Annotated in this window: 30 protein-coding genes and 2 tRNA genes; 8 read left to right on the top strand and 24 right to left on the bottom strand. The window is 71.9% G+C overall.

Features of this window, described 5'->3' with window-relative positions; translation table 11 throughout:
* Positions 1–102: 102 nt before the first annotated feature.
* Entirely contained in the window at positions 103–309 is a 207-nt protein-coding gene (locus ACH4XV_RS09655; protein ID WP_379995249.1) for a hypothetical protein, read from the bottom strand.
* A 443-nt stretch (positions 310–752) separates the two neighbouring features.
* On the opposite strand from ACH4XV_RS09655, the gene ACH4XV_RS09650 reads away from it, so the two are divergent.
* Entirely contained in the window at positions 753–1496 is a 744-nt protein-coding gene (locus ACH4XV_RS09650; RefSeq protein WP_395788048.1) for a CAP domain-containing protein, read from the top strand.
* 52 nt (positions 1497–1548) lie between these two features.
* On the opposite strand, the gene ACH4XV_RS09645 is transcribed toward ACH4XV_RS09650, so the two are convergent.
* The 8 genes from ACH4XV_RS09645 to rsmD form a co-directional block, all read right to left on the bottom strand.
* The gene (locus tag ACH4XV_RS09645; RefSeq protein WP_379995245.1) at positions 1549–2151 is read right to left on the bottom strand and encodes a hypothetical protein; all 603 of its coding nucleotides are present in this window, start codon (positions 2149–2151) and stop codon (positions 1549–1551) included.
* A 23-nt stretch (positions 2152–2174) separates the two neighbouring features.
* Positions 2175–3053, bottom strand: a complete 879-nt coding sequence (gene mutM, locus ACH4XV_RS09640; RefSeq protein ID WP_395788046.1) for a bifunctional DNA-formamidopyrimidine glycosylase/DNA-(apurinic or apyrimidinic site) lyase — start codon at positions 3051–3053, stop codon at positions 2175–2177.
* Positions 3054–3214: 161 nt separating this feature from the next.
* The gene (gene rnc / locus ACH4XV_RS09635) at positions 3215–3955 is read right to left on the bottom strand and encodes a ribonuclease III (RefSeq protein WP_395788044.1); all 741 of its coding nucleotides are present in this window, start codon (positions 3953–3955) and stop codon (positions 3215–3217) included.
* A gap of 8 nt (positions 3956–3963) precedes the next feature.
* Positions 3964–4137, bottom strand: a complete 174-nt coding sequence (rpmF, locus tag ACH4XV_RS09630) for a 50S ribosomal protein L32 (RefSeq protein ID WP_026218805.1) — start codon at positions 4135–4137, stop codon at positions 3964–3966.
* Positions 4138–4139: 2 nt separating this feature from the next.
* A complete protein-coding gene (locus ACH4XV_RS09625; RefSeq protein WP_246127283.1) occupies positions 4140–4655 on the bottom strand; it encodes a DUF177 domain-containing protein in 516 nt (171 codons plus the stop codon).
* 263 nt (positions 4656–4918) lie between these two features.
* Entirely contained in the window at positions 4919–5875 is a 957-nt protein-coding gene (locus tag ACH4XV_RS09620) for a cell division initiation protein (protein ID WP_395788042.1), read from the bottom strand.
* A 108-nt stretch (positions 5876–5983) separates the two neighbouring features.
* Positions 5984–6466 (bottom strand): pantetheine-phosphate adenylyltransferase, encoded by a 483-nt coding sequence (gene coaD / locus ACH4XV_RS09615; RefSeq protein ID WP_078975266.1) that lies wholly within the window; start codon positions 6464–6466, stop codon positions 5984–5986.
* Positions 6467–6526: 60 nt separating this feature from the next.
* Positions 6527–7096, bottom strand: coding sequence for a 16S rRNA (guanine(966)-N(2))-methyltransferase RsmD (rsmD, locus tag ACH4XV_RS09610; protein WP_395788040.1), 570 nt, complete (start codon positions 7094–7096; stop codon positions 6527–6529).
* Positions 7097–7374: 278 nt separating this feature from the next.
* On the opposite strand from rsmD, the gene ACH4XV_RS09605 reads away from it, so the two are divergent.
* Entirely contained in the window at positions 7375–7746 is a 372-nt protein-coding gene (locus tag ACH4XV_RS09605) for a hypothetical protein (protein WP_395788038.1), read from the top strand.
* An 85-nt stretch (positions 7747–7831) separates the two neighbouring features.
* Here the strand turns inward: ACH4XV_RS09605 and ACH4XV_RS09600 are convergent, their stop codons facing one another.
* The 4 genes from ACH4XV_RS09600 to ACH4XV_RS09585 form a co-directional block, all read right to left on the bottom strand.
* A complete protein-coding gene (locus ACH4XV_RS09600) occupies positions 7832–8410 on the bottom strand; it encodes a hypothetical protein (RefSeq protein ID WP_395788036.1) in 579 nt (192 codons plus the stop codon).
* On the bottom strand, positions 8407–8952 hold the full coding sequence (locus tag ACH4XV_RS09595; protein WP_395788034.1) for an RNA polymerase sigma factor: 546 nt from the start codon (positions 8950–8952) through the stop codon (positions 8407–8409). The genes ACH4XV_RS09600 and ACH4XV_RS09595 overlap by 4 nt, the downstream gene beginning before the upstream one ends.
* A gap of 85 nt (positions 8953–9037) precedes the next feature.
* Positions 9038–11311 (bottom strand): ATP-dependent DNA helicase RecG, encoded by a 2274-nt coding sequence (gene recG / locus ACH4XV_RS09590; RefSeq protein ID WP_395788032.1) that lies wholly within the window; start codon positions 11309–11311, stop codon positions 9038–9040.
* 59 nt (positions 11312–11370) lie between these two features.
* Positions 11371–13038, bottom strand: a complete 1668-nt coding sequence (locus ACH4XV_RS09585) for a DAK2 domain-containing protein (protein WP_395788030.1) — start codon at positions 13036–13038, stop codon at positions 11371–11373.
* Positions 13039–13281: 243 nt separating this feature from the next.
* Here ACH4XV_RS09585 and rpmB point away from each other — a divergent pair, with 243 nt between their 5' ends.
* Positions 13282–13467, top strand: coding sequence for a 50S ribosomal protein L28 (gene rpmB / locus ACH4XV_RS09580; RefSeq protein ID WP_078975273.1), 186 nt, complete (start codon positions 13282–13284; stop codon positions 13465–13467).
* A gap of 126 nt (positions 13468–13593) precedes the next feature.
* Here the strand turns inward: rpmB and thiD are convergent, their stop codons facing one another.
* A complete protein-coding gene (gene thiD / locus ACH4XV_RS09575) occupies positions 13594–14394 on the bottom strand; it encodes a bifunctional hydroxymethylpyrimidine kinase/phosphomethylpyrimidine kinase (protein WP_395788028.1) in 801 nt (266 codons plus the stop codon).
* A gap of 68 nt (positions 14395–14462) precedes the next feature.
* Complete coding sequence (locus tag ACH4XV_RS09570) at positions 14463–15413, bottom strand: thiamine-phosphate kinase (RefSeq protein WP_395788026.1); 951 nt, start codon at positions 15411–15413, stop codon at positions 14463–14465.
* 218 nt (positions 15414–15631) lie between these two features.
* On the opposite strand from ACH4XV_RS09570, the gene ACH4XV_RS09565 reads away from it, so the two are divergent.
* Both ACH4XV_RS09565 and ACH4XV_RS09560 read left to right on the top strand, forming a co-directional pair.
* Complete coding sequence (locus tag ACH4XV_RS09565) at positions 15632–15868, top strand: Lrp/AsnC ligand binding domain-containing protein (protein ID WP_126642809.1); 237 nt, start codon at positions 15632–15634, stop codon at positions 15866–15868.
* A 45-nt stretch (positions 15869–15913) separates the two neighbouring features.
* On the top strand, positions 15914–16420 hold the full coding sequence (locus ACH4XV_RS09560) for a DUF3515 domain-containing protein (RefSeq protein WP_395788024.1): 507 nt from the start codon (positions 15914–15916) through the stop codon (positions 16418–16420).
* 37 nt (positions 16421–16457) lie between these two features.
* Here ACH4XV_RS09560 and ACH4XV_RS09555 read toward each other — a convergent pair whose 3' ends face one another.
* The 3 genes from ACH4XV_RS09555 to ACH4XV_RS09545 all read right to left on the bottom strand — a co-directional run bounded on the left by ACH4XV_RS09555 (position 16458) and on the right by ACH4XV_RS09545 (position 19553).
* The gene (locus ACH4XV_RS09555) at positions 16458–17600 is read right to left on the bottom strand and encodes a D-alanine--D-alanine ligase family protein (protein ID WP_395788022.1); all 1143 of its coding nucleotides are present in this window, start codon (positions 17598–17600) and stop codon (positions 16458–16460) included.
* Positions 17601–17706: 106 nt separating this feature from the next.
* On the bottom strand, positions 17707–18711 hold the full coding sequence (locus tag ACH4XV_RS09550) for an NAD(P)H-dependent glycerol-3-phosphate dehydrogenase (protein WP_379995220.1): 1005 nt from the start codon (positions 18709–18711) through the stop codon (positions 17707–17709).
* The gene (locus ACH4XV_RS09545) at positions 18708–19553 is read right to left on the bottom strand and encodes a lysophospholipid acyltransferase family protein (protein ID WP_395788020.1); all 846 of its coding nucleotides are present in this window, start codon (positions 19551–19553) and stop codon (positions 18708–18710) included. The genes ACH4XV_RS09550 and ACH4XV_RS09545 overlap by 4 nt, the downstream gene beginning before the upstream one ends.
* Before the next feature lie 254 nt (positions 19554–19807).
* On the opposite strand from ACH4XV_RS09545, the gene cofC reads away from it, so the two are divergent.
* The gene (gene cofC, locus ACH4XV_RS09540; protein WP_395788018.1) at positions 19808–20527 is read left to right on the top strand and encodes a 2-phospho-L-lactate guanylyltransferase; all 720 of its coding nucleotides are present in this window, start codon (positions 19808–19810) and stop codon (positions 20525–20527) included.
* A gap of 47 nt (positions 20528–20574) precedes the next feature.
* Positions 20575–20787 carry a hypothetical protein gene (locus ACH4XV_RS09535; protein WP_395788016.1) on the top strand — a complete coding sequence of 71 codons (213 nt, stop codon included), beginning with the start codon at positions 20575–20577 and terminating at the stop codon, positions 20785–20787.
* Positions 20788–20927: 140 nt separating this feature from the next.
* On the opposite strand, the gene ACH4XV_RS09530 is transcribed toward ACH4XV_RS09535, so the two are convergent.
* The 4 genes from ACH4XV_RS09530 to leuC all read right to left on the bottom strand — a co-directional run bounded on the left by ACH4XV_RS09530 (position 20928) and on the right by leuC (position 24245).
* Positions 20928–21713 (bottom strand): HU family DNA-binding protein, encoded by a 786-nt coding sequence (locus ACH4XV_RS09530; protein WP_395788014.1) that lies wholly within the window; start codon positions 21711–21713, stop codon positions 20928–20930.
* 116 nt (positions 21714–21829) lie between these two features.
* The gene (locus tag ACH4XV_RS09525) at positions 21830–22090 is read right to left on the bottom strand and encodes a hypothetical protein (RefSeq protein ID WP_371863149.1); all 261 of its coding nucleotides are present in this window, start codon (positions 22088–22090) and stop codon (positions 21830–21832) included.
* A gap of 142 nt (positions 22091–22232) precedes the next feature.
* Positions 22233–22829 carry a 3-isopropylmalate dehydratase small subunit gene (leuD, locus tag ACH4XV_RS09520; RefSeq protein ID WP_379995210.1) on the bottom strand — a complete coding sequence of 199 codons (597 nt, stop codon included), beginning with the start codon at positions 22827–22829 and terminating at the stop codon, positions 22233–22235.
* A 3-nt stretch (positions 22830–22832) separates the two neighbouring features.
* Positions 22833–24245 carry a 3-isopropylmalate dehydratase large subunit gene (gene leuC / locus ACH4XV_RS09515; RefSeq protein WP_395788012.1) on the bottom strand — a complete coding sequence of 471 codons (1413 nt, stop codon included), beginning with the start codon at positions 24243–24245 and terminating at the stop codon, positions 22833–22835.
* Positions 24246–24464: 219 nt separating this feature from the next.
* Between leuC and ACH4XV_RS09510 the strand changes: the two genes are divergently transcribed.
* Entirely contained in the window at positions 24465–25190 is a 726-nt protein-coding gene (locus tag ACH4XV_RS09510; RefSeq protein WP_026218813.1) for an IclR family transcriptional regulator, read from the top strand.
* Between the two features lie 161 nt (positions 25191–25351).
* Here ACH4XV_RS09510 and ACH4XV_RS09505 read toward each other — a convergent pair.
* Both ACH4XV_RS09505 and ACH4XV_RS09500 read right to left on the bottom strand, forming a co-directional pair.
* Positions 25352–25424, bottom strand: a tRNA-Glu gene (locus tag ACH4XV_RS09505).
* Between the two features lie 52 nt (positions 25425–25476).
* A tRNA-Glu gene (locus tag ACH4XV_RS09500) sits at positions 25477–25552 on the bottom strand.
* Positions 25553–25572 lie beyond the last annotated feature (20 nt).

The raw sequence follows: 25572 nt of genomic DNA, 5'->3' as shown, positions 1-25572 counted from the left end.
GGGCGCGCCGCACTCGGGTCGCGCGGAGACCGAAGGCACAGGGAACGCGGTCGGAAACGACAAAGGGACGCCTGAAGGCGTCCCTGGTTATCGCTTACAAACCTACGCTCGCGACAGCGCGGGTTCCGCCGTGGAGACGTCGAAGCCGGCAAGCAGCTCGTCCGAAGCGGCGGCATTGAGCGCGTCGTTGCGCTCCTGGGCACGGACAAGTTCCGTTTCCAGGTCACGAACACGCTGCTGGAGCCGTCGATTCTCGGCGAGCAGTCGGGGATCGGGGCCACCGACGTAACCGAGAAGCGCCTTCGCCATGAGAGGGTCCTCCACGCTGAAAATGAATGACCACGCAGATTCGCGGGTCTAAATGTGGCACCCGGCCGCAAGGCTCCTGATAGGGTGCGCGGGCTTCCAGCGTCGCATCAAAAGCGCAGGAGGTCAATATCATAACGGCACGATAACGGGACCTTCACCCGATCAACGCAGTTTTCTGCGGACTGGGGCGACGGTCATCGTGCTGGGTGTACGAGATCATCTTTCGACGTCGGCGTCAAGAAGATTCCGGTTGTCCGCCAACTCCCGACAGCCGTGCCCTAGAGTCACACCGGCACCACACCCGTTCGGGTGAATCGACCTCCCCCTGCCGGAAGGTGACTCGACCCTCCATGGCCCGGCACAGTCGCACTCCGACGTCGGCACGCCCGCATCGACGACGCGCGAGGTCGCGACGGCGACGACTCGCGCCCCTGCTCGCCCTGTTGGCCGTACTCGCCGTGGGCGGCACGGTGGCCGGCATGGTCGTCTCGGAGCACGCCGGCGAATCCTCCACGCGGCGCGCGAACGGCCCCGGCGGCGACCGCGCCGGGCGGCCCCTCGACGGATCGGGGCCGGCCGGCCTCGCCGGAGCCGACCGCACCGGCGACGAGGCGTCCCGCAGCCTGCTGCCGGGCGCGGCGACCACCGGCCGCACCGCCCTGCCGGATCCCGGCGCCGGCACCGCCCCCACCACGACCGCGCCGCCGAGCACCCCGAGCAGCGCCGGCACCGGTACCGGCACGCCGAGCCCGAGCACCCCGACGCCCGGCAAGCCCGCGGCGACGCCGTCCACGAGCGCGCCGAAACTGCCGAGCGACCCCGAGGAGCGGGTGCTCGCGCTGGTCAACGACGAGCGGGCGAGCGCGGGCTGCGGCCCGGTCAAAAACGACGCGAAGCTGGTCGCGCTGGCCCGCGCGCACAGCGACGACATGGCCGCCCGCGACTACTTCGACCACAACACGCCCGACGGGCAGACCCCGTGGGACCGGGCCGAGAAGGCCGGCGTGAGCTACCTGGGCGCGGAGAACATAGCGCGCGGCCAAAAGACCGCCGACGCGGTGATGCGCGCCTGGATGAACAGCCCGGGCCACCGCCGCAACATCCTCGACTGCTCGCTCACCAAACTCGGCGTCGGCATCCACGAGGGCACCGGCGGCCCGTGGTGGACCCAGGAATTCGGCCGCTGACCCGCTCCACGCACCCCGACACCTCAGGGCACCCGGACACCGCGGGCTCCGGTCAGCAGGGGCCCACCCCGAGTCGATCCGCCAGCAGACCGAACACGCGCAGCCCCGACTCGCCCTGGTTGCGCGCGAGCACCCCCTCGATCGCCGGCCGGGTGGTGGGCCGACCCGCCGCCCGAGCCCAGCGCACCGCCGCCGCGGCCACCTTCGGCCGGGCCCGGACGAGCACCTCGGCCACCTCGTCGCGCAGTTCGGCGTAACGCGCCGGCCGCAGCAGGTCGCCGTCGCCGTCGAAGACGTCGTCGCCGGTGCGCGCCGCCTCCAGTTCGAGCCGACTCATCGCCAGATGCGCCGCCGCCTCGCCGGGGTTGAGCCAGGCCTCCCACTCCCCGGCCTCGCTCACCCCCTGGACGTGCGCCACGTGCGTCTCGAACACCCAGCACACCAGCACCGGCGAGTCGGCCTTGGCCGCCAGCGCGGCGACCCACGGCCGCTCGAACGCGAACGGATCGTCGTCGTGCCGGACATGCGTCGCGGTCCAGCCGTCCGGCGACTCCCACATCGTTCGGGCCGGGTGCGCCGCGACGTCCACGTGCGGCGCGAACTCGGACAACGGTCGTGCCCCACGCACGACGACGATGTCCCCGTTGAATGCCATGACACGCTCCCTGACTACCGTGCCTACGCCCCGACCGTCGCCCTGCGTGGCGCGCGCTGACAGGACGGACAGAAGTAACTGCTGCGATTCATGAACGAGATGCGCCGGATCGGCGTCGCGCACCGGTTGCACGGCTCGCCCTCGCGGCCGTAGGCGTCCAGGCCGCGGGAGAAGTAGCCGCTCTCCCCGTTCACGTTGACGTACAGACTGTCGAACGAGGTGCCGCCCGCCGCGAGCGCGTCGTTCATCACGTCGCGGACCGAGGCGAGCAGCAGTGTGGTCTGCGCGAGGGTCAACCGTCCGGTCGGGCGCGCGCCGTGCAGTCGGCTGCGCCACAGCGCCTCGTCGGCGTAGATGTTGCCGATGCCGCTGACCAGCGACTGGTCCAGGAGCGCGCGCTTGACCTCGGTGTTGCGCCGGCGCAGCGCGGCGTGGAAGAGCGTGTCGTCGAACAGCGGATCAAGCGGGTCGCGCGCGATGTGCGCGATCGAGGGCGGCAGTTCGGCGCCGCCGCGCTCGACCGCGAGCCCGCCGAACGTGCGCTGGTCGACGAAGCGCAACTCGCGCCCGCCGTCGGTGAAGCCGAAGCGCACGTGCAGGTGTTTCTCCCGGGGCGCCTCGGCCGGTTGCACGAGAAGTTGGCCGCTCATCCCCAGGTGCGCCAGCAGCGCGTCCTCGGGCTCCTCGGCGCCGGGTGCCACCAGCGGCAACCACAGATACTTACCGCGCCGGCGCGCGGCGTGCACGCGGGCGCCGACCAGCGCGTCGGCGAAGTCCGCCGAACCCGCGAGATGGCGGCGGATCGCCCGCTCGTGGGTGACCTCGACACGTGCGATGGTCCGGCCCACCACCCACGTCTCCAGTCCACGACGGACGACCTCGACCTCGGGCAGTTCGGGCACGTGGGCACTCCCCCTGGAGACGGCGCGACTGAGGAAGCCGGACCCGGCTGGACCGGGTTCGGGAATGCGAAAATGCCTGCCGGTAGGTGAGGTCGTGCCGGGCGAGGACGGGGGTCGTCGACCGGTTCGAACTTACCTATCGGCAGGCATTGGCTCGGAGACTAGGCGGTGGCCGGCGAGGCGCCGGAACCGTCTCCGTACTTGGCGCGGATCGAGTGCCAAGCGCTTTCGGCGGCCTGCTGCTCCGCCTCCTTCTTGCTCCGTCCGACGCCGGTGCCGTAATCGACACCCGCGACCCGGGCCAGGGCCGTGAAGGTCTTCTCGTGGTCGGGGCCGGTCTCGGAGACCACGTACTCGGGGACTCCGATGCCCGCCGCGGCGGTCTGCTCCTGGAGACTGGTCTTCCAGTCCAGGCCCGCGCCGAGATTCGCCGACTGCTCGATCAGCGGATCGAACAACCGGTGGATCAGCTCGGTCGCCGCGTCCAGGCCCTGGTCCAGGTACACCGCGCCGAGGATGGCCTCGAGCGTGTCGGCCAGGATCGAGGACTTGTCCCGCCCGCCGGTCCCCACTTCACCGCGGCCGAGCCGGATGAAGGCGCCCAGGTCCAGTCGCCGACTGACGCCCGCGAGGGCGCGCGAGTTGACGACCGCGGCCCGCAGCTTCGCGAGCTGGCCCTCGGGCAGGTCGGGGTGCCTGCGGTAGAGCGTGTCGGTGACGACGAGGCCGAGCACCGAGTCGCCCAGGAACTCCAGGCGCTCGTTGGTCGGCAGCCCGCCGTGTTCGTAGGCGTACGAACGATGAGTGAGGGCGCGTTCCAGAAGGGCGGCATCGAGCGACCAGCCCAGCCGCCCTTCCAGATCCGCGTATTGCGCGAGTGATTCCGTCACCGGAACTACCACCGGCCTGATCAGACGTCGAGGACCTGGCGGCGGTTGTAGGTGCCGCAGCTCGGGCACGCGATGTGCGACAGCTTGGGCTCACGGCAGCGCTCGCAGGTCACCAGGTTGGCGGCAGTGGCCTTCCACTGGCTCCGGCGGTGCCGGGTGTTGCTGCGCGACATCTTCCGCTTCGGAACAGCCACGGCTACTTCTCCTGGTTCTCGTCGGCGCCGGAGGCGCCGTCAACGTCGGCTTCGGCGGAAGGTCCGTCGAAGATGCTGGTCAGCTTCGCCCACCGGGGGTCGGCGAGCTCGTGACTGTGGTCGGGATCCTCCGCGAGCAGCGCTCCGCATTCGGAGCACAGACCCGGGCAATCCTCCCGGCACAGCGGCGAGAGCGGCAGTGCGAGCACCGTCGCGTCCCGCAGGACCGGCTCCAGGTCGAACAGGTCGTCCTGCAGCCGGAGGGCGTCCTCGTCGGCGTCCGTGTCCGGGTAGACGTACAGCTCCTGGAAACGCACCGTGAGCTCGCGCTCGAGCGGTTCCAGGCACCGGACGCACTCACCGGTCAGCGGCACCTGCGCGACGCCGGTGACCAGCACACCCTCCATGACCGCTTCCAGCCGGACACCCAGCCGGATCGGGACACCTTCGGGAGCGCCGATCACATCCGCCACACCCATGTCCACCGGGGCCGGCACGGTGCGGGACACCTTCAGCATGGATCCAGGCCGGCGCCCCAGCTCGCGTGTGTCGACGACGAGCGGTTTGCGGTGATCCAAGCGGTCCAGGGTGTCCTACCTCATGCAATGCCACCTCCCGTCGCCGGGAGGCTCGAATGGTCAGGGTGCCGACCCTCGGGGCACGCGAAAAACACGCCTCGGGCAGGGTCGGTCCGTAAGAGTATCGCAGCCCGCGCGCCAGGCCCCAAACGGGGCCATTCGAGCGGGCCGCGCGAAGCGCCGGACCGGGTCGGGCGAGCCGGCTACTGCCGGCCGCCGTCCTGCTGGAACTGGCGCACGTCGATCAGGCTCGTGTCGAAGAAGCTGGTCTCGTCCAGCGACTGGCCGTAGCCGCCCTGCGGGTCGTAGGCGGGCTGCTGTCCGGTGTTCGGCCCGGCGTGGTGCTGGGCCTGGTCGTGCGGGCCCGGGTACTGCGGCTGCCCGTGCTGATCGTACTGGCCCATGTCGTACTGGCCCTCGTAGCCGCCCGCGTAGCCGTTGTCGACGCCCGTGCCCTGCGCGTAGGCGGGCTGTCCGTAGCCGGGCTGCGCGTAGGTGTCCTGGCCGTAGGGGCCGGCCTGCGCGGGCACGGTCGGTGCGGCGGGCGGCGCGCTCGGGTACTCCGGTCGGCCGGGCTGCTGCGGCTGTTGCTGCTGCGGAGCGGCGAAGGTCTCCTCGTGGCCGTCGAGCTGGGCCTGGAGGCTGCCGGGGCGGGCCTTGGCCTGCGCGTCGGCCAGCTCCTGCGCCTGCATGTACTCGCCCAGCTCGTCGGAGGGGCGCCGGCCGCGCATCTTGTCGCGGCCCCGGCCGATCGCGCCGAGCGTCTTGGTGAGCACCACCTCGAAGTTGGCCAGCTTCTGGTCGACGTAGTCGTCGGCCTCCTCGCGGATGCGCTGGGCCTCGTTGCGGGCCTCGGTCAGGATCCGCTCCGCCTCGCCGTACGCCTCGCGCGCCACCTCGGTGTCGGCGACCAGCGAACCGCGTTCCTCGCGCGCCTTGGCCAGCACCCGTTCGGCCTCGCGGCGCCCCTCCTCGATCACCGACTCACGGTCGCCGAGCACCCGGCGGGCGTGCTGGAACTCCTCGGGCAGCAGGTTCTTGAGTTCCTCGAGCCGGGCCACCACGTCCGCGCGATTGACCACGCAGGACGCCGACATCGGCATCGAGCGGGCGTTCTCCACCAGGGCGATCAGTTCATCGAGCTTGGGCTGCACGTCCACGGGCTTGCTCTCTCTCCTCAAACCGACGGTAGCCGTCGTGTTCGCCGGCATCGCGTGACGGACCGACTCGCCCCGGGCGGTCGGCCCGGTGACGAGGCACGTGCCGCGTCAGCCCTGCGCAAGCCGCTCGGTGAGCCGACGTAGCACCGTCTCCGGCACCAGGCCGGACACGTCGCCTCCGTACGTCGCGACCTCTTTGATGAGACTCGACGACAGAAAGCTGTAGAGGGGGTTCGTCGCGACGAACAGGGTCTCCACTTCGGTAAGACCGTAGTTCATCTGGGCCATCTGCAACTCGTAGTCGAAGTCGGTGACCGCGCGCAGCCCCTTGATGATGGCCGGGATCTCGCGCTCCTTGCAGAAGTTGACCAGCAACCCCTCGAACGCCTCGACCCTGACGTTGCCGTACTGCTCGACCACCTCGTGGAGCATGTCGATGCGCTCCTCGATGGTGAACAGACCGGAGCGTTTGGCGCGGTTGAAGCCGATCGCCACGTAGACCTCGTCGTAGAGGCTGGAGGCCCGGCCGATGATGTCCAGATGACCGTTGGTGACCGGGTCGAACGAACCGGGGCAGACGACTCGACGCAACGGAGGTTCCCCTCGAAATCGGGTGCCGGCGGGTGCGGACCCGACGGTCCGGCCGCCTGATCAGGCTTGCGCGGCGCGACCGTACCAGAGCGTTCCCTCGCCGTAGCGACGGGATCTGATCTCGACGAAGTCGGCGGGCCACGCGAATGGCCCACCGCGCGTGGCCCGTTCGACCGCGATCAGCGCGTCGGCCGCCAACCAGCCGTGTTCGGCGAGCGTGTCGAGCAGCGCGCCCACCTCACCGTCGGTGACCGCGTACGGCGGATCGAGGAAAACCACGTCGTACGGCTCGCCGGAGCACGGCGTGCCGGCCGTCTTCTCCGCCCGGGCCGGCCGCAGTTCGGCGCCGGGCAGGCCGACCAGGCGGATGTTCTCCCGCACCACGCCGGCCGCCTTGGCGTCGGACTCGACCAGGAGGGCGTGCGCGGCGCCGCGCGACAGCGCCTCCAGGCCGACCGCGCCGGAGCCGGCGAACAGGTCGAGCACCCGCGCGCCGTGCATGGTGCCGCGCAGCGACTGGAGGGTGGAGAACAGCCCCTCGCGGGCCCGGTCCGAGGTCGGCCGGGTGTTCTCCCCCGGCGGGGTACCGAGCCGGCGACCGCGTGCCGCGCCGGCGATCACCCGGGTCATCCGCGTGCTCGCGGACGGGGGACGGCCGCGTGGGCGGCGACGGGGGCGGGTTCGGCGTACGTGTCCGGCATGGCGTCCACGCTATCGACTGGTCGCGGCCGGCGGCATCCGGGCCCGAATACCGTGCGTGACGCGTCATACACGCGGGGCTTCCCGATCGTTTGGAGGGTGTGCACGGCGGGGGCGCCACCGCCGTGCGACGACCGCGTCGATCCGTCGCGTCGATCCGTGCGATCGACCCGCTCGGCGACATTCACACCACGCACCGGGAGATCCCGATGAAGCTCCGCACCCTCCTCGCCATGGCCGTGGCGGGCGTCGCGCTGGCCGCGTCCGGCGCGGCCCCGGCGGTCGCCGCCTCGGCCGCCCCGCAGACCGCGACGGCGAACTGCTACGTGGACAGCAACGGCACCCTGCACTGCGGCAACGGCGTGAGCGACCTGCGCTCCCAGCCCTACTTCTGGGCCCCCGTGGTCAGCCGACTGACCACCACCTACAGCTACTTCAGCTGCTGGACCGAGGGCGACCCGCACTCGGGCGGCAACAACATCTGGTACTACACCGACGGTGACGACGGCGGACACGGCTTCCTGCCCGCACAGCGGGTGTTCACCCCGCAGGACCCGATGCCGGGCATGTACCACTGCTGACCGGCGCGGCCGGGGGCGGGTTCGTCCCCTCCCCCGGCCGCGTCCGGCCGTCCGGCCCGTGCTCATCTGCCGGGTCGGCCCCGGCTCACGTGCAGTCCGGGACCTCGGTCTCGTTGCGGGTGCGCACGCCGGGCAGCCAGCCCTCGGCGCCGGTGCCCAGGACCACCACCCGGTACCAGTGCCGGGACGCGACGCCGGTCTCGTCGGTGACGCGCGGGCCGTCGGCGAGCAGGCAGACCAGGAGCACCCGGTCGCCGTGCCAGACCCGTTCGGCCAGGTCGGCCGTCCGCGACGACAGGGCCGGTTTGTGGAAGACGCCGAGCGAGCACTCGATCGTGCGCAGCGCCCGGCACGGCTCCTCCGAGTTGTACACCTCGCTCTGCACGCTGGCCGCACGCGCGGCGGGCGGCTTGGGCGTCGGCCGCTCGGCGGGGTTGTGCCGGCCCGCCAGGAACGCGCTCAGGCCGACCACGGCGACCACCACGACGGCCGTGAGCGCCGTCGCGAACGCCCCGCGCCACCTCGGGCGCGGGGCCGGCCTGCGCGTCACCCGCGCGGCGAGGCCGGGCGGCTCGGCACAGTGCGCGTCCGCGTCGCGCAGCCGGACGCGCAGTTCGCGGACCGCGTCGTCGGGGTCGTCGAGGTCGGGGGGCGACGGATTCACCGGGTCACTCCTTCGTGCCGGTCCCGGCGGCGGAACCGGCCGGTGGGGCCGCCCAGGCCGGCGCGCAGCCGGGTCAGGGCGCGCTCGCGCGAGCGGGACACCGTCCCGCGGTGCACGCCCAGGATCTCGGCGGCCTGATCGATCGTGTAGCCGTCCAGGTCGACCAGCAGCACCGCCGCGGCCTGTTTGGCGGGCAGCGAGCCGAGCATCCGCACCGCCTCCCACTCGGCTTCGCGCCGGGCGATCGGGTCGGCGGCGCCCGCGTGCGCGTGCTCCGGTTCGGGCGGTTCGGCCAACAGCACCTGTCGGCTGCGCACCCGCCACATGTCGCGGGTGACGCTGACCAGCGCACGGAAGGCGTACGCGTACGGCTCCGGGTGGCCCAGGAGCCGGTCGGGTCTGCGGGCCAGTTTCAGGTAGGTCTCGTGCACCGCGTCCTCGGCGCTGCCCTCGCCGGCGAGCAACACGGCCCGCCGGTACAACCGAGGGAGCAACCCGCAGAAGAGCGCGTCGAAGCCCTCGTCCCCCGTACGTGCGTCCATGGCCCATTGGTAACCAACCGGCCGGGTGTCGCGCGTGCTCCGAACGGGTGATCGCGGGGGGCGCGTCGGAGCGGAGCGAGGGCGGTCAGCCCTTGTCGAGGTACTCCGCGCGCTCGTCGTCCAGGATGCTGGCCAGCGCGCTGCGCAGGTCGGGGTGCTCGGTCAGGTCGGGGTCGGTGGTCACGATCGAGCTCGCCTCCTCGCGGGCGGCCACGATCAGCTCCTCGTCCCTGACCACCTCCAGCATGCGCAGCGAGGAGCGGGAGCCGGACTGCGCGTCGCCGAGCACGTCACCCTCGCGGCGTTGTTCGAGGTCGATCCGGGACAGCTCGAAGCCGTCCAGGGTCGCCGCCACCGCGTCCAGGCGCTCGCGTGCCGAGGTGCCGCCGGGCATCTCGCTGACCAGGAGGGTGAGCCCGGGGGCGCTGCCCCGGCCGACCCGGCCGCGCAGCTGGTGCAGTTGGGAGACGCCGAACCGGTCGGCGTCCATGATCACCATCGCGGTCGCGTTGGGCACGTTGACGCCGACCTCGATGACCGTGGTCGCGACCAGCACGTCCACCTCGCCGGCGGTGAACCGGCGCATCACGTCGTCCTTGTCCTCGGGCGCCATCCGGCCGTGCAGCACGGCGATCCGCAGGCCGGCCAACGGGCCCTCGCCGAGCGCGGCCGCGATGTCGAGTACGGCCAGCGGCGGCCGGCGTTCCTCGGCCCCGCCGTCGGCGTCGGCGCCGATGTCCTCGGGGTCGTCCAGGTACGCCTCGGCGGGCAGCTCCTCGTCCCGCGTGCGGGCGCCCTTCCGCCCGGCCTTCGTCCCGGCCTTCTTCTTCGCCTTCGGGTCGTCCTCCTCGTCGCCGATCCGCGGGCAGACCACGTACGCCTGATGGCCCTTGCCCACCTCCTCGCGCACCCGCTCCCAGGCGCGGTCGAGGAAGTGCGGCTTCTCCTTCGCCGGGACCACGTGGGTGGCGATCGGCGAGCGTCCGGAGGGGAGTTGGGCCAGGATCGAGGTCTCCAGGTCGCCGAACACGGTCATCGCCACGGTGCGCGGGATCGGCGTCGCGGTCATCACCAGCAGGTGCGGCGGCCGTTTGCCCTTGCCGCGCAGCGCGTCGCGCTGCTCGACGCCGAACCGGTGCTGCTCGTCGACCACCACCAGGCCCAGGTCGTGGAACTCGACCTTGTCCTCGATCAGCGCGTGCGTGCCGATCGCGATCCCGGCCTCGCCGGTGACCAGATCGAGCAGCGCGGCCCGGCGCGCGGCCACCCCCATCGACCCGGTGAGCAGGGTCACCTTGGTCCCGACCTCGGATCCGCCCAACATCCCGGCCCCCTCGGCCAGCGGCCCGAGCATCTCCACGATCGACCGGTAGTGCTGCTGGGCCAACACCTCGGTGGGCGCCAACAATGCCGTCTGCCCTCCGGCATCCACCACGGTGAGCATCCCCCGCAACGCCACCAACGTCTTGCCTGCACCCACCTCGCCCTGGAGGAGGCGGTGCATGGGGTGTTCGCGGGCCAGGTCGGTCTCGATCTCGGCGCAGACGTCCTTTTGGCCGTCGGTGAGTTCGAACGGCAGGCGGGCGTCGAAGGCGTCCAGGATGCCGTCGGGGCGACGGGGGCGGGCCACCGCGGACTGGGCGCGGGCGTCGCGGCGGCGGCGGGCCAGGGCGATCTGCAGGACGAACGCCTCGTCCCACTTGAGCCGGTCCTTGGCCGCGGCGACGTCCTCCCAGGAGGTGGGGCGGTGCACCTGGACCAGGGCCTCGGCCAGCCCCGGCATGCCGCGCCGGGTGCGCATCTCGGCGGGCAGCGGGTCGCCGATCTCGCCGAGCGTGTCCAGCGCCATGCCGACGCACTGGGCGATCTTCCAGGACGGCATGCTCGCCGCCGCCGGGTAGACCGGGATCAGCGCACCGGCGAACAGGTTCGCCACGCCGTCCTCGTCGTCCTCGCCGACCAGCTGGTAGTCGGGCTGGCTGAGTTGGATCACGTTGTTGAACCGGCCCACCTTGCCCGCGAACAACCCGCGTCGGCCGGGCCGCAGTTCCTCCTCGCGCCAGGCCTGGTTGAAGAAGACCAGGGTGAGCTTGCCGCGCCCGTCGGTGACCTCGACCTCGAGCAGGTTGCCGCGCCGGTTGCGGAACTGGCGCTTGGTCACCTTGGCGATCTCCGCCATCACGGTGACGTGCTCCTCGGGCTCCAGGCGCGAGAGGTCGGTCAGGCGCCCGCGCTCCGCGTAGCGCCGGGGGTAGTGGCGCAGCAGATCTCCGACGGTGTCCAGCTTGAGGGATTTGGCCAGCACCGTCGCCGTGCGGTCGCCGACGAGTTTCTTCAGCGGTTCGTCAAGGCGCGACATGCCGCCCAACGGTACTGGGCGGTGGTGTCATCGACGTGGTCCAACCGCCGGGTCGGCGCCTACTCGACCCCGATCAGCAGCGGGTACACCTCCTGGCCGCCCTCGTAGACCATCACGTCCACACCGAGCCGGGTGGCCCGCAGATGGCGCTCGATCGCGGCGGCCAGGCCCGGCGGGCAGGCGCTGCCGGTGACCAGGGTGACCAGTTCGCCGCCGCCGGCGAGCATCCGGTCCACCACCACGGTGCCGGTCTCGCGCTGGTCCTGGCCGATCACCGCGATGTCGCCCTCGATCACGCCGAGCACGTCGCCCGCCTGGCAGACGCCGGCCATGGTCCACGACTCGCGGACGGCGACGGTGAGCGCGCCGTAGCGGGTCGCGCCGGCGGCCGAGGTCATCCCGACGATGTCCTGGTCGAAGCGCCGGCCCGGCTCGTGCACGGCGAGCGCGGCCAAGCCCTGGACGGCCGCCTTGGTCGGGATCACCTGGACCCGCACCCCCGCCGCCTGGGCCTGCTGGGCGGCCACCCCGGCCACCGCGTGACAGTCGGCGTCGTTGGGCAGCAGCACCACCTCGCGCGCCTCGGTCCGCCGGATCGCGTCCACCAGCACGCTCGTGGACGGCCCCCGGCCGGGCCCGGCCTGCACGACGTGCGCGCCGTTCTCCGCGAACAGCGTGGCCAGGCCGTCGCCGTGGGCGACCGCGACGATCCCGCGTGTCGGCGCGGGTTCGGGGGCCGCGGTGCCGACGAGCACCCGCTCCAGGTGGGTGATCCGGATGCGGTGCGGGCGGCCCGCGGCGATGCCCGCCTCGACGGCGGCGCCCGCGTCGTCCACGTGCACGTGCACGTTCCACAACCCCTCGCCGCCGACCACCACGAGCGAGTCGCCGAGCGCGCCCAGCCGCTCGCGCAGCGCCGGCAGCGCGTCGTCGGGCGCGTCGAGCAGGTAGATCACCTCGAACCCGGGCCCGCCGCCGGCGTCCTCCTCGGACCCGACGGGGTCGGCGTACGGAACCGGGACGGGCGTGTGCACTTGGTGCGGGTGGATCCGGTACGCCGAGCGCTCGCCGGTGACCACCGCGAGCAGCGCGTCGAGCAGCACGGTCAGCCCGCGCCCGCCGGCGTCCACCACACCCGCCCGGCGCAGCACGTCCAGCTGCTCGGGGGTACGCGCCAGCGCGCCGCGGGCGGCGGTCGCGGCGGCCCGCACCACCGGTCGGATCTCCTCGCCCGCCCCGGCGGCGGCATCGGCCGCGGCCCGGGCCACGGTGAGCATGGTCCCCTCGACCGGCCGGGCCACCGCGGCGTACGCGGCGTCGGCGGCGGTGCGCAGCGCGTGCGCGAGGGCGAGCCCGGCGGGCACCTCCCGGCCGCTCGCGCGCGCCGCGACCTGCTCGGCCTCGAAGCGTTCGGCCATGCCGCGCAGGAGTTGGCTGAGGATCACCCCGGAGTTGCCGCGCGCGCCCATCAGCGCACCATGCGCGAGCGCCCGGAAGGCGGTCGGCAGATCGGGTTCGGGCAGGTCGGCGCCGAACAGCGCGTCGACCTCGGCGGTTCCCGATTCCAGGGTCAGGAACAGGTTCGTGCCGGTGTCGCCGTCGGGCACGGGGTACACGTTGAGCGCGTCGATCTCCTCGCGCGCCCGTCCCAGCAACTCCAGCGCGACGCGACCCCAGCGGCGTACCGCCGGACCGTCCAGCTCTCCCAGCAGGCCCTGCACGCCCACCTCCTGTACGAATCCGATTGTGCGCGTCCCGTTCGCCGGCAGGTTATCGAGACGGGGAGCGGTGAAGCGGCCTACCCGGATGGGTTAGGCTTGGCGGGAAGCATGGCGAGATCGACCGATTGCCCATGCCCGGATCATCCCGGGTTCGCGCATCGCCTGGTCCGTCGGTTACTCTTCTGCGGTTGTCCGGCATTCGCCGGCACGCGTTCGTACGCAATTCCCATTCGTCTTTGGAGTGTTCCCGTGGCTGCCAACTGCGACGTCTGCGGCAAGGGGCCGGGCTTCGGCAACAGCATTTCGCACTCTCACCGCCGGACGCCCCGTCGCTGGAACCCCAACATCCAGACGGTGCGTGCGAAGGTCGGTGCCACGCCGAAGCGCCTCAACGTCTGCACCTCGTGCATCAAGGCGGGCAAGGTTTCCCGCTAGTCGCGCGACTGCTCGACTTCTCGAAGGGCCGGTTCACCCCTGGGTGGGCCGGCCCTTCGGCATGTCCGGGGCGGGTGATTCGGTACGGGCCCGGGGATCGGCCGTGTCCCCGGGCCCGTGCGTCGCTCAAAACCCGTCGCGCCACCGCCAGGCGTGGTCCACCGGACCGATGCCCTCGCCGAGCGGGAAGCCGGCCCGGATCGCGCCGGTGACGTACTCCTTCGCCGCCGCCACCGCGTCCGGCACGGTGTCGCCGAGCGCGAGCCGCGAGGCGATCGCGCTCGCCAGCGTGCAGCCGGTGCCGTGGGTGTGCCGGTTGTCGTAGCGCGGGCTGGTGAACCACCGCTCGTCGGTGCCGTCGAAGAGCAGGTCCGCGGCCTCGCCCTCCAGGTGGCCGCCCTTGACCAGCACCCAGCTCGGGCCGAAGCCGAGCATCGCCTCGGCCGCGCCGCGCATGTCGGCACGCTCGCGCACCTTGTGGCCGGTCAGCAGCTCGACCTCGTACAAGTTGGGGGTGACCAGCGTGGACACCGGCAGCAGCCGGGTGCGCAGGGTCTCCAGCGCGTCGTTGGCGAGCAGCGTGTCGCCGTGCTTGGACGACGCCACGGGGTCGACCACCACCGGCACCCGTACGTCGCCCAGCAATTCGGCGACCACCGCGACCAGGTTCGGCGACGCGAGCATCCCGGTCTTGATCGCCTGCACGCCGATGTCGTCCACCACGCTGCGGAACTGGGCCCGCACCGCCTCGGCCGGCAGCTCCCAGTAGCCCTGGACGCCGAGCGAGTTCTGCGCGGTCACCGCGGCGATCACGCTCATCCCGTGCACACCGTGGGCCAGCATCGTCTTCAGGTCGGCCTGGATCCCGGCGCCGCCGCCGGAGTCGGAGCCGGCCACCGTCAGCACACGCGGAGGAGTCTGCACCATGCCGTGCAGCCTATCCGCGCCCGTTTCGGGCCCACTTTCCCGCCCCCGACGGCCCCGACCCACGAGTCTCAGCCGCGGTCGAAGTGATCCCACCCGCCGGCGACGTCGGGGTCGCGCCCGTCCACGGTGACCCCCGTGCCCGTGTGCACCCGTCCGATCACCCGCCAGCGCGCCGGCAGCGCGGTGCCCGCCGGGAAGGTCGCCGCGAGTGCGTGGTCCTCACCGCCGGTGAGTACCCAGTTGAGCGGATCGGCGCCGAGCGCACGCGCCACGTCGCGCATCTGCGCCGGTACGTCCAGCCGGTCGGACAACACGTCGATCCGCACCCCGGACGCACGCGAGACGTGTCCCAGGTCGGCGAGCAGACCGTCGCTGACGTCGATCATCGACGTCGCGCCCAGGACCGCCGCGCCGGGCCCGGCGTCGTAGGGCGGCTCCGGCCGGCGGTGCGCCTCCACGAACGCGCGCGGCGCGCGGTGCCCGTGACCCAGGATCGCCAGCCCCGCCGCCGACCAGCCCAGCCAGCCGGCGACCGCGACCACGTCGCCCGGCCGGGCCCCCGAGCGCACGACCGGGGCGCGCCCCTGGAGGTCGCCGAGCGCGGTCACCGCGACCGTGACAGTGTCGCTGCCGACCACGTCGCCCCCCGCCACCCCCGCGCCGACCACCGCGCACTCGTCGCGCAGGCCGTCGTACAGCTCCAGCGCCCAGCCGGTGGGCAGGTCCGGCGGTCCGCACAGCCCGATCAGCAGCGCGGTCGGCACCGCGCCCATCGCCGCGACGTCCGCCAGATTCTGCGCGGCGGCCTTGCGGCCCACGTCGTACGCGGTCGACCAGTCGCGCCGAAAATGCCGACCCTCGACGAGCAGGTCCATGGTGGCCACCACCCGACCGTCGGCGGCGGCGACCACGGCGGCGTCGTCGCCCGGCCCCAGGGACACGTGCGGCCCCGTCGGCACGCGCGCGACCAGCGCCCCGATCAGGCCGAACTCGCCGAGATCGCCCAGCGTCCCGCTCATCGCCGCTCTCCTGCCATGCCCATCAGCCCTGATCCGCCTCGTCGACCATGTTTGTTCCGGGTGTGTCTTCGGGATGCCTGTTCGAGATGCCGGTTCGGGATCCGGCACCTGTGATGCATCGGCTACCGCTGTGGTCGCCGAGCCCCGCCGGGCCGACAATGGTCGCAGCAGCGGGGATCCCGTCAAGATCCCATCATCCTGCGCGCCGGGAGGCCGTGGTGGTACAGGCATACATCCTGATCCAGACCGAGGTCGGCCGTTCGGCGTCGGTGGCCAGAGCCGTCGCCGCACTGCCGGGGGTGACCCGGGCCGACGACGTCACGGGCCCCTACGACGTGATCGTGCGGGCCGAGGCCACCGACGTGGACCAGTTGGGCCGCCTGGTGGTCGCCGAGGTGCAGCGCATCGACGGCATCACCCGCACCCTGACGTGTCCGGTGGTCAACCTGGGCTGACCCCGGCGAAGGAGTGCCGCCCTCGACGCGCCTAGGATCGAGGGCGTGTTCTCTCCCCGTGTTCTGGCGTGCCTGTTTCCGGTCCTCGTGCTGACCGCGACGGGGTGCGGCGACGGGTCGGGGCGGATCGAGGTGACCGCGCCGACGCCGGCGCCGGGGGCGGCGACCGAGGCGTGCCGGGCCCTGCACGACGCGCTGCCGAGCAAGGTGATGAACGCGGGGCCGCGCGAGGTCTCGCCGAAGTCCCCGCTGATCGCCGCGTGGGGCGATCCGGCGATCGTGCTGCGCTGCGGGGTGGGGTTGCCCGCGTCGATGCGGGTGATCGACCCGACCAAGGTGAACTCGGAGCCCGCCGACTCGGTCGAGGTGAACGGGGTGACCTGGACGTTCTCGAAGTACGCCGACGGAGTGCGCTTCACCACCGTCTACCGTCGGGCCAACGTCGAGGTGTCGGTGCCGAAGAAGTTCGCCGAGCCGGCCGCGCCGCTGGTCGACGTCGCGGACGCGGTCAGCCGCGCGGTGCCGGCCACGCTGGATTTGTCGGAGCGGTGAGCGGCGACCGAAACCGTCGGCCGCCGCTCACCGCTTCCTAGCGCAGCAGCGCGTTCGGGCGGCGCAGTGCCGCCGTGATCAGCCGGTCGACCAGCTCGGGGTAGTCCACGCCGGTGGCCTGCCACATGCTCGGGTACATCGACACCGGTGTGAAGCCCGGCATCGTGTTCACCTCGTTGATCACGAACTGCCCGTTCTCCAGCAGGAAGAAGTCCACCCGGGCCAGGCCCTCGCAGGACAGCGCCTCGAAGGCGGCGATCGCGAGTCGCTGCACCTCGGCGGTCTGTTCCTTGGTCAGCGCCGCCGGCACGTCCAGTTCGGTGCCGTTGTCGGGCAGATACTTGGCGGCGAAGTCGTAGAACTCGTGGTCGCCGCCGACCCGGATCTCGGCGGGCAGGCTCGCTCGCGGCCCGTCCTCGAACTCCAGTACGCCGCACTCGATCTCGCGGCCCGTCAGCATGCCCTCGACGACCACCTTGGGGTCGTGCCGACGAGCTTGTTCGATCGCCGCGTCCAGGTCCTCGATCCGGTGCACCTTGGTGATGCCCATGCTGGAGCCGGCCCGGGCGGGCTTGACGAACACCGGGAAGCCCAGCGAGGACACCGCCTCGCGCACGGCGGCCGGGTCACGCTCCCATTCCCGGGGGCGGACTGTGGCATACGGGCCCGAGGGGAGGCCGAAGCCGGTGAACAGGGCCTTCATGTATTCCTTGTCCATGCTCGCCGCGCTGGGCAGCACACCCGACCCGACGTAGGGCACCTGGGCCAGTTCCAGGAAGCCCTGGAACGTGCCGTCCTCGCCGTAGGGGCCGTGCAGGAGCGGGAAGACCACGTCGATCTCGCCCAGCAGCTTGGGCAGCATGCCGGGTTCGAGCATGGTGATCTCGCGCGCCGTGGGGTCGGCCGCCAGGACCAGCGTCGCGGTGGACTCCGCGACGTCGGTGACCTCGGGCAAGCGGTCGCCCTGGATCGCCAGCCGGGTCGGGTCGTCCCCGACGAGCATCCAGCGCCCGTCGGTACCGATCCCGATCGGCAACACGTCGTACTTGGAGCGGTCGATCGCGGCCAGCACACTCCCTGCGGTGACGCAGGAGATCGCGTGCTCGGAGCTGCGGCCGCCGAAGACGACCGCGACGCGGGGGCGCGAGGAGAAGTGGGGGGTGCCCGAAAGGTCGTTCATGGTCGAACAACCCTATCCCGGAGCGCGTTCGAGTGCAGGAACGGCCCGCCGCGACGACGCCGACCGGACCGCGACGAAGGTGCCCCGACCCGGTCGACGACTCCGGTCACGATTCGTAGCGCTCCGGCTTGGCGGAGCGGGAGAGCAGGGCCATCCCGACGGTCGGGGGCTTGCCGCCGTGCATGATCGACACAACCACGTCGGTGATCGGCATCTCGACGCCGTACCGACGGGCCAACATCTGTACCGATTCACAGGACTTGAAGCCCTCGGCGATCTGGCGGCTGTCCCGGACGGCCTCCTCGATCGGCGTGCCGCGGCCGATCTTCTCGCCGAAGGTGCGGTTGCGCGACAGCGGCGAGGTACAGGTCGCCACGAGGTCGCCGAGACCGGCCAGGCCCGCGAAGGTGTGCGCGTCCGCGCCCATCGCCGCGCCCAGGCGGGCGGTCTCGGCCAGACCGCGGGTGATCAGCGTCGCCTTCGTGTTGTCGCCCATGCCCATGCCGTCGGCCATCCCGACGGCGAGCGCGATCACGTTCTTGACCGCGCCGCCGAGTTCGCAACCGACCACGTCGGTGTTGGTGTACGGGCGGAAGTAGGACGTGTGGCACGCCTCCTGGAGTCGCCGGGCGACGTCTTCGTCGGTGCACGCGACCACACTCGCGGCGGGCTGGCGCTGGGCGATCTCCATCGCCAGGTTGGGACCGCTGACCACCGCGATCCGCCCCTCGGGCACACCCGCGACCTCGCGGATCACCTCGCTCATCCGGTTCGCGGTGCCCAGTTCGACGCCCTTCATCAGGCTGACCAGGATCGCGTCGTCGGACAACAACGGCGCCCACGCGGTGAGGTTGCCGCGCAGGGTCTGCGACGGCACCGCCAACACCACGAACTCCGCGCCCTCGGCGGCCTTGGCGGGATCGGTGGTGGCCTCGATCCCGACCGGCAGCGCGATGCCGGGGAGGTATTCCTCGTTCTCGTGCCGCGTGTTGATCGCGTCGGCCTGCTCCGGGCGCCGTCCCCACATCACCACGTCGCACCCCGCCTCGGCGAGCACGATCGAGAAGGCGGTCCCCCAGGACCCCATGCCGAATACCGCGCAGCGCGTCATGCGCGACCGCCCGCGGTGCCGGCGGTGCCGTTGGTCTCGGTGTCGGTCGGCTTGGTGTCGGTCGGCTTGGTGTCGGTCGGCTCGGCGTCCGTCGGCTCGATCTCGACGCCCTCGGCACCCTCGACCGCACCCTTGCGGCCCGATCCCCGGCGCACGCCGGCGTTCGGCGGGGCCGGTTCGTCCCGCAGCTTGACCAGCAGCTCGGTGATCGACTCCATGATCCGGTCGGTCGCCCCGCGCAGTACGTCGGCGGTCAACTCGCGTCCCCGGAACTCGTCCAGGTCGACCGGCGGGCCGGCCAGTACGCGCATCGTCTTGCGCGGCAACAACCGGGGTCGTTTCGTGTACGGCGGCAACAATTCGTGCGCGCCCCACTGCGCGACCGGGATCACCGGCGCCCCGGTGGTCAGCGCGATCCGGGCCGCACCGGTCTTGCCGAGCATCGGCCACAACGTCTTGTCCCGGGTGATCGTGCCCTCCGGGTAGACCGCGACGCACTCGCCCTTCTCGACCGCTTCCACGGCCGCGCGGAACGCGAGCGCGGCGTCGGCGGAGTCCCGGTACACCGGGATCTGCCCGGCGCCGGCCAGCACCCGCCCGACGAACGGGATCTTGAAAAGGCCGGATTTGGCCAGGAAGCGCGGCACTCGGCCGGTGTCGTACTGGAAATGCGCGTAGGTCAGCGGGTCGACATAGGAGATGTGGTTCACCGCCGTGACGAACCCGCCCGACGTCGGGATGTTCTCGGTACCCCGCCAGTCGCGTTTGGTGAACAGCAACAGCAGGGGTTTGACCACCACGACCGCCAGGCGGTACCAGAAACCGATCCTTCGGCGGGCCACCGGCGTTCCTCCCGTTCATGTGGTTCAAATTCGTAAGTGTGTCGGCGCGGACGCACACCGCGATGTTCCGCGGCCGTGTCGCTCCTCACACCATCGACGTTCCCCGCGTACGGCGTGGAACATCGATGCTGGCGGAACATCGATGCTGTACGGGCGGACCCCATAGTTTCCCCTGGGCCTTCCGCATTGTCGAGAAACGTCCTCGTCGACCGATGAGGATATGGGCTTACGGTACGGATGCGAGGATCTTGCCGATGTCCCCCGCCATGGGTTCCACCGCCCCGCGCCGCGCCGCGGGTCCCGGCGGCCACGTCCGCTCCGCCCCGCCCCGATGGCGGCTCGTGGTGCCGGTGAAGCCGCTGTCGATCGCCAAGAGCCGCCTCGCCGGCGCGATCGGCCCCGGTCATCGCCCCGAACTCGCCCTCGCCTTCGCGCTCGACACCGTCCGCACCGCGCTGACCTGCGACCGGGTGCACGGGGTGCTCGTGGTCACCGACGACGACCGGGTCGCCGCGGCGATCCGGGGACTGGGCGCCGACGTCGTGGCCGATGTCGGCGGCGGGCTGAACGCAGCGCTCGCACACGGGGCCCGGATCGCCGGCGCGGCCCGGCCGCACACCGGCGTCGCTGCACTGTCCGCCGACCTCCCGGCGTTGCGGGCCGAGGAGTTGGATCGGGTGCTGGCCGCCGCGACGGGTGTGCGGCGGGCGTTCCTGGCGGACGCGGCGGGGGTGGGCACCACGTTGCTCGCGGCCGCGCCCGGGGTGGCGTTGGCACCGGGCTTCGGCGGCCCCTCGCGGGCCCGTCACCTGGCCTCGGGCGCGGTCGAACTCACGCCCTACGACGTGGATTCGGTGCGCCGGGACGTGGACACCGGCGAGGATCTGCGGGCCGCGATCGGGCTCGGGGTCGGCGCGGCCACCGCCGCGGTACTCCCGTCCGTGCCGTTTTCGCCGCGTGCCGCCGCCTCCTGACGCCGCGTCGGTTCCGCGGCGGCGCGAACGGCGGTGACAATGGGGGCATGCAGGGCACCGTGTACACCTTCGAGACCCACTCGCGTGAGGGCGTCGTGCTGCTCGACGACGGCTCTCCCGTGCCCTTCGACGCGGCGGCGTTCGACGCCGGCGGGATGCGCTTCCTGCGCCCCGGCCAGCGGGTTCGGATGACCCTGGACCCGGCCGGCGGCCGGGTGGTACTGGTGACGCTGTACACACTGGCGGATCCGCCGCGCTGACCTCGCCGGCCGCACCGTCCGGGCCCCGCGCCGACGGGCCGGGCCTCGATCGGACCTACGGCGACGGGCCGGAACCCCGGGGTGGGGGTTCCGGCCCGTCGCCTTCGTACATCTACCGCCGGTTCACGAAGTCCGTCGCGTCAGGCCTTCTTGGCCGCGCGCTTGGTCGCGGTCTTCTTGGCCGCGGGCGCCTTGGCGGCGGCGGGCTTGGCCGCGGCCGGCTTGGCGGTCGCGGCCTTCGGCGCGGCCTTGGTCGCCTTCGCCTTGGTCGTCGGAGCCTTGGCCGCGGCCGGGGTGCTCTTGACGGCTTTGGTGGTGGTGGCCTTGGTGGTGGTCGCGGCCTTGGCGGTGACCTTCTTCGCCGCGGCCGGCTTGGTCGCCGCCTTGGTGGCGGGCGCCTTGGTCGCCTTCTTGGCGGCGGGCTTCGCGGTCGCCGGGGTCTTGGCCGCGGCCGCGGTCTTGCGCGTGGTGGCGGCCGGGGTCTTGACCGCGGCGGCGCGCGAGGTCGCCGGCTTCGCCGACGCCTTGGTCGTCGCGGTGGTCTTGCGGGTGGTCGCCTTCGCGGCGGGCGCCGCGGCGTCCGTCGCGACCACGCGCGGAGTCGGGCTGCTCTTGGCGGCCGCGCTCTTCACGTTGGGCTTCGGAAGCTTCTTCGTCCCGCTGGTGTAGTCCTTGAAGCCCTGGCCCGCGCGGAAGCGCGGCACCGAGGTCTTCTTGACGCGCACCCGCTCACCGGTCTGCGGGTTGCGGGCGTATCGAGCCGGACGGTCCACCTTCTCGAACGAGCCGAAGCCCGTGATGGACACCCGGTCTCCCGCCGTCACCGCACGAACGATGGTGTCGAGGACGGCATCGACTGCCTCTGCGGCGGCCTTGCGGCCACCCAGTCGGTCAGCGACCGCCTCGACGAGCTGCGCCTTGTTCACGTCTTCCCCTTCGGAAACCGATGCCGGGACAGTTCAGCCGGCATTGGGCACGCTAAGCATCCAAAAGTGCCGAAGCAATTACCGAACGGGCGAATCACCCTTGTGTCGCAACGGATTCAGGCTTCGGCGGTGTCCCGCGAACTCGCGGGCCCCGCGTCCAACTCGTCCATCAACTTGGTCAGTCGCCGGTCGGCGTCCGCCAAATCATGCTTTGCCGCGTCGGTGATGACCAACAAGCGGCGGATTAGCGCCACTTTCGCCTCGTTCGGTAGTCGGAGCCTACGCACCCGGGCGTGGGCGACCTTCAACCGGGTGGCCAGTTCGGCGAAGAGTTCCACTTCTTCGAACTCGTTCACGTGTCGGCCTTGGTGCTCCACACCGCAATTGTGACAGCTCATCCGGCTATGGGCACAACGGGGCGGCCATTGGGGCGAATCCCGAACACGCGAACGGCGGGACGCGATCGCGTCCCGCCGTTCATTTTCGGCCGATCGGCCTATGTTGCAAGGGAGTTCGTGATCAGCCCACCGGCTGGGTGCGCGGCAGCCAACTCGGCCGGTTCGCCTCGAACGAGGTGATGTCCTCTTCGTGACGCAGGGTCAGACCGATGTCGTCCAGCCCCTCCAGGAGGCGCCAGCGGGTGTAGTCGTCGATCTCGAAGTCGGCGACGATCTCGCCCGCGCGCACCTGACGACCCACCAGATCGACGGTGATCTCGGCGGTCGGGTCCGCCTCGGTCAGCGCCCACAGGCGTTCGACGGTCTCCTGCGGCAGCACCACGGTCAGCAGCCCGCCCTTTTGCGAGTTGCCGCGGAAGATGTCCGCGAAGCGCGCCGAGATGACCGCCTTGAACCCGTAGTTCTGCAGCGCCCATACGGCGTGCTCCCGGGAGGACCCGGTGCCGAAGTCGGGACCGGCCACCAGGACCGTGGCGCCGGCGCGCTCGGGCCGGTTCAGCACGAACTCCGGGTTCTTGCGCCAGGCTTCGAACAGGCCGTCCTCGAAACCGTCGCGGGTGACCTTCTTGAGCCAGTGCGCGGGGATGATCTGGTCGGTGTCCACGTTGCTCTCGCGCAGCGGGACGGCCGTTCCGGTGTGGGTGGTGAAGGCTTCCATGGCTCAGACTCCTGCGGTGCTCAGGTCGGCGGGGGCGGCCAGGTGGCCCAGCACGGCGGTCGCGGCCGCGACCTGCGGCGAGACCAGGTGGGTACGGCCGCCCTTGCCCTGCCGTCCCTCGAAGTTGCGGTTGGACGTGGACGCGCTGCGCTCGCCGGGGGCGAGTTGGTCGGGGTTCATGCCCAGGCACATCGAGCAGCCCGCGTAGCGCCACTCGGCGCCGAACTCGGTGAACACCTTGTCCAGGCCCTCGGAAACGGCCTGGAGCGAGACCCGCACCGAACCCGGAACGACCAGCATCCGTACACCGTCGGCGACCTTGCGGCCCTTGACGATGTCGGCCACCTCGCGCAGGTCCTCGATCCGGCCGTTGGTGCACGAGCCGACGAAGACCGTGTCCACCGCGATGTCGCGCAGTTTCTGGCCCGCCGTCAGACCCATGTACGCGATGGCCTTCTCGGCCGCCGCGCGCTCGACCGGGTCCGCGATCGCGACCGGGTCGGGCACCGACTCGGCCAGCGGCGCGCCCTGGCCGGGGTTGGTCCCCCAGGTGACGAACGGCGAGAGTTCGCTCGCGTCGATCACCACTTCCTTGTCGAACACCGCGTCCTCGTCGGTGACCAGGCTCCGCCAGTACGCCACGGCGGTGTCCCAGTCGGCGCCCTGCGGCGCATGCGGGCGGCCGTCCAGGTACGCGAACGTGGTCTCGTCCGGTGCGATCATGCCCGCCCGGGCGCCGGCCTCGATCGACATGTTGCACACGGTCATCCGGCCCTCCATCGAGAGGTCGCGGATCGCCTGGCCGCGATACTCGATGACGTAGCCCTGACCGCCGCCGGTGCCGATCCGCGCGATCACCGCGAGGATCAGGTCCTTGGCGCCGACCCCCTCGGGCAGCGCGCCCTCGACGGTCACCGCCATCGTCTTGAACGGCGCCATAGGCAGCGTCTGGGTGGCCAGCACGTGCTCGACCTGGCTGGTGCCGATGCCGAACGCCAGTGCGCCGAACGCGCCGTGGGTCGCGGTGTGGCTGTCGCCGCAGACCACGGTCGTGCCCGGCTGGGTCAGGCCGAGCTGCGGGCCGACCACGTGCACGATGCCCTGTTCCACGTCGCCCAGCGAGTGGATCCGGACCCCGAACTCGGCGGCGTTCTTGCGCAGCGTCTCGATCTGGGCGCGCGAGACCGGGTCCGCGATGGGTTTGTCGACGTCGAGCGTCGGCGTGTTGTGGTCCTCGGTCGCGATCGTGAGATCGGTGCGCCGGACCGGGCGGCCGGCCTGACGCAGACCGTCGAACGCCTGCGGACTGGTCACCTCGTGCAGCAGGTGCAGGTCGATGTAGAGCAGGTCCGGCTCGCCCTCCGCGCGACGCACCACGTGTGCGTCCCAGACCTTCTCCGCGAGTGTCCGTCCCATCGCTGTCCCTCCGGCCGGCGCCATTGCCGGCGCTGTGTGTCCCTCGTGTCGCGCGGGTGCGGCTGATTCCGTATCCGCGATCGACGCCCTGACGCGTGCCCACGTCCCGACGCCTCCCGGCTGTTCTCCGGTGGTCGGCTCGGCGCGTTGCGCCACTGTGCCGGCACCGGGGCCGAGGGTGGACTTGCGTCTCGTAATCCGAGACGGCAATATCAAGGCATGGACAATTCTAGCGGAGTCGGCGTTCTCGACAAGGCCGCTGTCGTGCTGGCCGCGCTCGAAGCCGGTCCCGCCACGCTCGCGGGACTCGTCGCCATAACCGGTCTTGCCCGGCCCACGGCGCATCGACTCGCGGTCGCCCTGGAGCACCACCGTCTGGTCGCCCGCGACATGCAGGGTCGCTTCGTGCTGGGCCCGCGACTGGCCGAGCTGGCCGCCGCGGCCGGCGAGGATCGGCTGCTCGCCGCCGCACACCCGGTGCTCGCGCACATGCGCGACATCACCGGCGAGAGCGCACAGCTCTACCGGCGCCAGGGCGACATGCGCGTGTGCGTGGCCGCGGCCGAGCGGCTCTCCGGGCTGCGCGACACCGTCCCCGTCGGCAGCACACTGCCGATGAAGGCCGGTTCGGCCGCGCAGTGCCTGCTCGCCTGGGAGGAGCCGGAGCGGCTGCACCGGGGTCTGCAGGGCGCGCGGTTCACCGCCACCACGCTCTCCGGCGTGCGGCGGCGCGGCTGGGCGCAGAGCATCGGCGAACGTGAGCCCGGCGTCGCGTCCGTCTCCGCCGCCGTGCGCGGCCCCAGCAACCGCGTGGTGGCCGCCGTGTCCGTCTCCGGCCCGATCGAGCGGCTGACCCGGCACCCGGGACGATTGCACGCGCAGGCCGTGATGGAGGCCGCCGCCAAGCTGTCCGACGCACTGCGCCGGGCCCAGGTGGAGGTCTGACGCCCGTCGACCCCGGACGCCGCCGAGCGTCCGGGCCGGCACCGCCGGGGCGATCGCCGACGCGGCCCGCGCGGGGTGTGCCCCCGACCACCCGCGTCGGCGCCCGAGTCCGGGAAACGAAGAAGACCTCCCGCAGTCGCGGGAGGTCTTCTTCTTCGAGGTAGCCCCGACGGGATTCGAACCCGCGCTACCGCCTTGAGAGGGCGGCGTGCTAGGCCACTACACAACGGGGCCTCGTATTACCGGTGTTGCTCCGAGCCGCCTGCGAGGCGACACGGTGACGATCTGGTAGCCCCGACGGGATTCGAACCCGCGCTACCGCCTTGAGAGGGCGGCGTGCTAGGCCACTACACAACGGGGCCAGATCGCAATCATCAACTCT

This window comes from Embleya sp. NPDC020630 (assembly GCF_044334985.1).
Lineage (GTDB): Bacteria > Actinomycetota > Actinomycetes > Streptomycetales > Streptomycetaceae > Embleya.
This window is presented reverse-complemented; position numbering and strand designations above follow the sequence as displayed.

Bases quoted from the DNA above. Each gene is read 5' to 3' on its own strand.
- thiD (WP_395788028.1), bottom strand. From the start codon at position 14,394: ATGGTGCAGACTCCTCCGCGTGTGCTGACGGTGGCCGGCTCCGACTCC.
- ACH4XV_RS09655 (WP_379995249.1), bottom strand. From the start codon at position 309: ATGGCGAAGGCGCTTCTCGGTTACGTCGGTGGCCCCGATCCCCGACTG.
- ACH4XV_RS09595 (WP_395788034.1), bottom strand. From the start codon at position 8,952: ATGGACGCACGTACGGGGGACGAGGGCTTCGACGCGCTCTTCTGCGGG.
- leuC (WP_395788012.1), bottom strand. From the start codon at position 24,245: ATGGGACGGACACTCGCGGAGAAGGTCTGGGACGCACACGTGGTGCGT.
- ACH4XV_RS09555 (WP_395788022.1), bottom strand. From the start codon at position 17,600: ATGAACGACCTTTCGGGCACCCCCCACTTCTCCTCGCGCCCCCGCGTC.
- ACH4XV_RS09605 (WP_395788038.1), top strand. From the start codon at position 7,375: ATGAAGCTCCGCACCCTCCTCGCCATGGCCGTGGCGGGCGTCGCGCTG.
- ACH4XV_RS09535 (WP_395788016.1), top strand. From the start codon at position 20,575: ATGCAGGGCACCGTGTACACCTTCGAGACCCACTCGCGTGAGGGCGTC.
- ACH4XV_RS09625 (WP_246127283.1), bottom strand. From the start codon at position 4,655: ATGCTGAAGGTGTCCCGCACCGTGCCGGCCCCGGTGGACATGGGTGTG.
- ACH4XV_RS09550 (WP_379995220.1), bottom strand. From the start codon at position 18,711: ATGACGCGCTGCGCGGTATTCGGCATGGGGTCCTGGGGGACCGCCTTC.
- rsmD (WP_395788040.1), bottom strand. From the start codon at position 7,096: ATGACCCGGGTGATCGCCGGCGCGGCACGCGGTCGCCGGCTCGGTACC.
- ACH4XV_RS09645 (WP_379995245.1), bottom strand. From the start codon at position 2,151: ATGGCATTCAACGGGGACATCGTCGTCGTGCGTGGGGCACGACCGTTG.
- ACH4XV_RS09510 (WP_026218813.1), top strand. From the start codon at position 24,465: ATGGACAATTCTAGCGGAGTCGGCGTTCTCGACAAGGCCGCTGTCGTG.
- recG (WP_395788032.1), bottom strand. From the start codon at position 11,311: ATGTCGCGCCTTGACGAACCGCTGAAGAAACTCGTCGGCGACCGCACG.
- ACH4XV_RS09570 (WP_395788026.1), bottom strand. From the start codon at position 15,413: ATGAGCGGGACGCTGGGCGATCTCGGCGAGTTCGGCCTGATCGGGGCG.
- leuD (WP_379995210.1), bottom strand. From the start codon at position 22,829: ATGGAAGCCTTCACCACCCACACCGGAACGGCCGTCCCGCTGCGCGAG.
- cofC (WP_395788018.1), top strand. From the start codon at position 19,808: ATGTCCCCCGCCATGGGTTCCACCGCCCCGCGCCGCGCCGCGGGTCCC.